This window comes from Bacteroides sp. AF32-8BH (assembly GCF_003435205.1).
Lineage (GTDB): Bacteria > Bacteroidota > Bacteroidia > Bacteroidales > Bacteroidaceae > Bacteroides > Bacteroides ovatus.
Map to the genome: position 1 here is coordinate 1 of NZ_QVLZ01000092.1, position 4325 is coordinate 4325.

The 4325-nt window shown below is 42.5% G+C and carries 9 protein-coding genes; 7 read left to right on the forward strand and 2 right to left on the reverse strand.

Annotated features, from left to right (window positions below):
- Positions 1-244: 244 nt before the first annotated feature.
- The 7 genes from DWZ47_RS29935 to DWZ47_RS29965 all read left to right on the forward strand — a co-directional run bounded on the left by DWZ47_RS29935 (position 245) and on the right by DWZ47_RS29965 (position 2918).
- Positions 245-496 carry a hypothetical protein gene (locus DWZ47_RS29935; protein ID WP_004295507.1) on the forward strand — a complete coding sequence of 84 codons (252 nt, stop codon included), beginning with the start codon at positions 245-247 and terminating at the stop codon, positions 494-496.
- Entirely contained in the window at positions 493-768 is a 276-nt protein-coding gene (locus DWZ47_RS29940) for a type II toxin-antitoxin system YoeB family toxin (RefSeq protein ID WP_004327436.1), read from the forward strand. The genes DWZ47_RS29935 and DWZ47_RS29940 overlap by 4 nt, the downstream gene beginning before the upstream one ends.
- A gap of 10 nt (positions 769-778) precedes the next feature.
- Complete coding sequence (locus DWZ47_RS29945) at positions 779-976, forward strand: hypothetical protein (protein WP_005683054.1); 198 nt, start codon at positions 779-781, stop codon at positions 974-976.
- 193 nt (positions 977-1169) lie between these two features.
- The gene (mbpA, locus tag DWZ47_RS29950; protein ID WP_005683055.1) at positions 1170-1469 is read left to right on the forward strand and encodes a mobilization protein MbpA; all 300 of its coding nucleotides are present in this window, start codon (positions 1170-1172) and stop codon (positions 1467-1469) included.
- On the forward strand, positions 1466-2260 hold the full coding sequence (gene mbpB, locus DWZ47_RS29955; protein WP_007755894.1) for a mobilization protein MbpB: 795 nt from the start codon (positions 1466-1468) through the stop codon (positions 2258-2260). The genes mbpA and mbpB overlap by 4 nt, the downstream gene beginning before the upstream one ends.
- Positions 2217-2669, forward strand: coding sequence for a mobilization protein MbpC (gene mbpC, locus DWZ47_RS29960; protein ID WP_007755893.1), 453 nt, complete (start codon positions 2217-2219; stop codon positions 2667-2669). Before mbpB ends, mbpC begins: the two co-directional genes overlap by 44 nt.
- Positions 2670-2687: 18 nt before the next feature.
- Complete coding sequence (locus DWZ47_RS29965; protein ID WP_007755891.1) at positions 2688-2918, forward strand: hypothetical protein; 231 nt, start codon at positions 2688-2690, stop codon at positions 2916-2918.
- Between the two features lie 38 nt (positions 2919-2956).
- Here DWZ47_RS29965 and DWZ47_RS29970 read toward each other — a convergent pair whose 3' ends face one another.
- Complete coding sequence (locus DWZ47_RS29970; RefSeq protein ID WP_007755890.1) at positions 2957-3961, reverse strand: replication initiation protein; 1005 nt, start codon at positions 3959-3961, stop codon at positions 2957-2959.
- A complete protein-coding gene (locus tag DWZ47_RS29975) occupies positions 3912-4097 on the reverse strand; it encodes a hypothetical protein (RefSeq protein WP_007560600.1) in 186 nt (61 codons plus the stop codon). The genes DWZ47_RS29970 and DWZ47_RS29975 overlap by 50 nt, the downstream gene beginning before the upstream one ends.
- Positions 4098-4325: the final 228 nt, after the last annotated feature.

The window sequence follows — 4325 nt, forward strand, 5'->3', positions numbered from 1 at the left end:
AAAAAAAAAGCTGATAAGCATATAAACAAGTTATGCTTTATAACAAGTCATTGATTTTTTACGGATAAGTGGTTGATTTACTGTCGGAAAAAGAAAAACAATAGGGAAAAAAAGCAAAGCAAAACCAACCAACGGGCGGTAGGACTGTGAACGGCTTTTTATGGCGTGTACGCATTTGTGTACAAAAAGTTTGTATTTTATTGAAATATAGCTATCTTTGTACTGAATTTAAAAGCAAACAGATATGGAAGCATTATCAGTAAGAGAATACCGTAACAACCTCGCAGCGTCTTTCACCAAAGCTGACAATGGCGAGCAGGTACTAATTCGCAGGAAAAACGAGATTTACGCTTTGGTAAAAGTTGGTCGTGAAGATTTGATGATAACCCCGGAACTGCAAGCAAGGATTGACAAGGCAAGGGAAGAAATCAAATCCGGAAAGTGTGTTACCCTCAAAAGCAGTGAGGATATTGATGCTTATTTCGACAGTCTATGATGTACACAATTAGGGTTTCCGACGGGGTGGATAAGGTGATTGCCAAATGGAAGAAATCAAACCCCAATTTGTTCAAGAAGTATAAGAAAATCTACAAAGAATTGTTAGAGCACCCTAAGACTGGGCTTGGGCATCCCGAAGCGTTAAGGGGCGGTGGGGATATTACATGGTCTCGACACATTACCGCCCATGACCGGATAATCTATGACATTTACGAGGAAGTGGTAGAGGTCTACATTTTGGAGGTAGAGGGGCATTACAACGATAAATGATAAAACTGTTATGGTCGAATATTGTGTTTACTGGTTAGAGAACGGCGAGCCTATGCACGAGGTGTTCTCTAACCTTGCCGCCGCCGAGATGTACTCATGTGCGATAAGAGGGAAAGAAAACGTTGAATGGGTGGAGGTGTCCGAAGAAGAAGCCATTGATTTGGACGAACTGGAAGACATGTTCCCGGATGACTTCTGCGGCGTGTAATCCCCTTGGGTAGAAATGGGGTAGATTTTGTTAGGCTGTGGGGGATTTTCTAACACGCCGGGGCTTTTTTGCCGGGCGGTTAGTGTGGATGTATTCCAATGCGGTATGTGTATATATAGCAAGAAGTGTCCTTGTCGGACAATTCTTGCTTTTCTCGCTTTGCTCAAAAAGATTTTAAGATTACCTTTGTGACATGGAAGTAAGACGGAACGAAAAGATTACATTCCGCTGTACCCGGTATGAAAAGCTGGCACTTGCGGAGCAGGCAGCCCGATGTAGCATGAGCACATCGGAGTATTGCCGGAGTTTGTCCCTTGGAGGTCGCCCAAGGGAAAGGTACACCGAGGAGGAACGGCAGCTTCTCCGGGACATAGCCCAGTTGAAAGGAACGCTCCAACGGCTGAACAACTACTTCGGTGGTCGCCAGTACCGGGAGGTATTTGAAGAGAATCAGGCACTAATCACCGAACTTAAAAAAATACTTTCACGATGATAGGGAAAGGAAAGAGCATATCGCATGGTACGGCTGCACTGGAGTATGACCTTGCCAAAGAGATAGACGGACAGACAGCAGCCATCGAGATAGCCCGGCATGAACTTTACGGGTGTACGGGTGCGGAAATGGTACAGGAAATGAAACCATACCACGCTGATTTTCCGAACGTAAAAAACAATTGCCTACGTTTCGAGGTCAGTCCTTCGATAGAGGAAAGCGCCACCTTTACGGATGCGGACTGGGCGGAACTTGGTAACGACTTCATGCAGCGCATGGGGCTGGCGAACCACCAGTACATCATCATCCGGCACAGCGGTACGGAGAGCAAAAAAGAACAAGCCCACCTGCATATACTGGCAAACCGGGTTTCCCTTTCCGGGGAACTGTACCGGGATAACTGGATAGGGAAAAAGGCAACGGAAGCCGCCAACGCCATAGCCAAGGAACGGAACTTTGTACAGTCGCAGGACATCGGCAAAGCCAACAAAGCGGAAATCAAGGAAGCCATGGACGACGTATTGAAGAAGATGCAGGGCTTTGACTTGACTAAATTCAAGGAAGAACTTGGTAGGAGAGGTTTTAAAGTTCGGGAAGCCAGGGCAAGCACCGGAAAACTTAACGGCTACTACGTCACAGCCCGAAGCGGTACGGAGTATAAGGCGAGCGAGATAGGGAAAGGCTACACTCTCGCCCATATCGAGCGGACACAAAGCAAACTGAAATATAACTCAATGAACATATCTCATGGAAACAAACTCACATCCGGAAGCGGTAGCTTCCACCGTTAAGCAGGGACAGTACAGCCCCCGGAAAAGAAAAGACACAGCACCAAAGGTTAACCCGCAGCTTGCGATAGAACTGTTTTTTCAAGAAATGGGACGTATTGAAGCCTATACAAAGCGCATAGAGGATGCAACATCCCGAAAGGTACAAATAGACGGGAAAAGCCTCGAAAGTGCCGAAAATCGCCTAAAAAACGTATTGTCGGACTTTGAACGGCAGGGGTACAGAATGAAAAACGGCGGTTATGTGGACAAACGGATTTCGTTCTACTCAATCCTTTGTGCTGTTATCTCCCTATTGTTCGCTTGTTTCATGTGCTATCTTTGGACGGATGCAGCCAAAGACCGGGACAACTACAAGCAGTATTATGAATACTTCCAAGAGCAGGCAAGGGAACAAAAGGGAAACAAATAAACTCTAACTTTACGAATTATGGGAACAACGGAACACGAAGAACCCCGGTTCTTCTTCATACTGAACAAGGGTGCGAAGTCCGGCGGCGAAATCACCCATGCTGTCCTAAACGGTAGTATCGTTTCGAAGCCGGCAGGCTGGGACGCCTTTCATGGGCTTGTACTGGCGAAAGAGAAACTAAGCAGCGAGGAAATACAGCGGCAGATGAAAGAGCTTGGTGTAGAAATGGAAATCGTTCCTCTGATTTGACAAGATTACCCCGGCTGAAATATACCGGGGTAATCTTGTCACTTATCCTTGATTTTCCCTTTAAGGGCGTTTATAATCCACCCTTTTGGATTTGTTTTTGTCCTTGATTTTCCTCTAAGTATGGCGAGTTCTGTCATGATGTCTGGAAGTTCCATTTGTGCTGTTACAAATAAATCCCGGTTGTTTTTGATTTCTTTATCGGAGAACTCCAAAGATGTTTTTAAGTAACTTATCACTTGCCTACCTAAATCCCATGAAAGCCCGGTTTGCTTTTGTAGCTCTTTTTTGTATAGCTCTGCATCACGATGCTCTGGCTTGAATATTGGATAGAAGTTGAAACTTACAATTTTTTTCCCCTCCTTGTTTGCGGACCATTCGAATGTATAAGGACTTAGTTCGTCCAGCTCATTTTTTGCAGGTTCAATTACTTTCCGGACAAAATCGTTTGTCTTTGCGTATTTATCTTGTACTTTAAACATTTCTTTGAGCTGTTCAAGTGGATAGATTAGTTTTGTTTTCTGACCGCTTAAAAGTTCGTAGAACCGCATAGAATATACACTCTTAAACTTCATCGCAGTGGCTAATTCGTATTTGCGAAACCCTTTTGAAAAATCTAAGCAGCAGTCCCATATGTGTGAGTCTATTTGGAATGATACAACAGATGAACGCTTCTTTATCTTTGGCAATGCAATAATAGAAATGCTTATCCATTCTTTTTCATCCTCATAGGTAAAGATTTTCTTTTGTAGAGATAACAGTGCTTGTTTTACACGTGTGTAGTTTTCATCACTTTCTCCATTTAGCAATGAAGCAATAGGCATTGTGATGTGAACGGTATCAAAAAGTGTGTGTTCTATTTTTTTACAATCAGTTGCAAACCTAACTCCTTGGAGTTCACCTTGAGCCATTTCTACAATTCTATAAAGTATGCGCTTCTCATAAACGGAAAAGTCATACTTGGCTGTCGTCATAATATAGCTTTGTATTTGGTCTTTATTGACGACTGTTACACTGTTGTTCTTCTGTTGTTTCGTTTTCATCATCTACACGAAAGGATAAAATACTGTTGGCTTTATCTATGTGAGGAGCGTATATTTCAGAAAATTTTGCGAGGATAGAAATTGCGTTTTTTACCCTTTCAAATTCTTCTTTCTTAAAATGAACTATGATTTTCTTCATCCTTTATTGATTATTAGTATGTTGCGCAAATATAATAAGTAATTACGACTTGTGCAAATGGAAATCGTAGATGATGCAAAATAACATTCAAAAAGTCGTATTTGGAAGAGAAAATAACATTCAAAAAGTCGTAGTAATGTGTTAAATAGCATTCAAAAAGTCGTAGTAATGTGTTAAATGAATTGTGTAAGCGGTTGGATTTCAGCGTGATTTTTAGTTAAAAAAAAA

Coding starts and splice junctions, on each gene's coding strand:
- DWZ47_RS29975 (WP_007560600.1), bottom strand. CDS start 4,097: ATGAAGAAAATCATAGTTCATTTTAAGAAAGAAGAATTTGAAAGGGTA.
- DWZ47_RS29965 (WP_007755891.1), top strand. CDS start 2,688: ATGGGAACAACGGAACACGAAGAACCCCGGTTCTTCTTCATACTGAAC.
- DWZ47_RS29945 (WP_005683054.1), top strand. CDS start 779: ATGGTCGAATATTGTGTTTACTGGTTAGAGAACGGCGAGCCTATGCAC.
- DWZ47_RS29935 (WP_004295507.1), top strand. CDS start 245: ATGGAAGCATTATCAGTAAGAGAATACCGTAACAACCTCGCAGCGTCT.
- DWZ47_RS29970 (WP_007755890.1), bottom strand. CDS start 3,961: ATGATGAAAACGAAACAACAGAAGAACAACAGTGTAACAGTCGTCAAT.
- DWZ47_RS29940 (WP_004327436.1), top strand. CDS start 493: ATGATGTACACAATTAGGGTTTCCGACGGGGTGGATAAGGTGATTGCC.
- mbpA (WP_005683055.1), top strand. CDS start 1,170: ATGGAAGTAAGACGGAACGAAAAGATTACATTCCGCTGTACCCGGTAT.
- mbpC (WP_007755893.1), top strand. CDS start 2,217: ATGGAAACAAACTCACATCCGGAAGCGGTAGCTTCCACCGTTAAGCAG.
- mbpB (WP_007755894.1), top strand. CDS start 1,466: ATGATAGGGAAAGGAAAGAGCATATCGCATGGTACGGCTGCACTGGAG.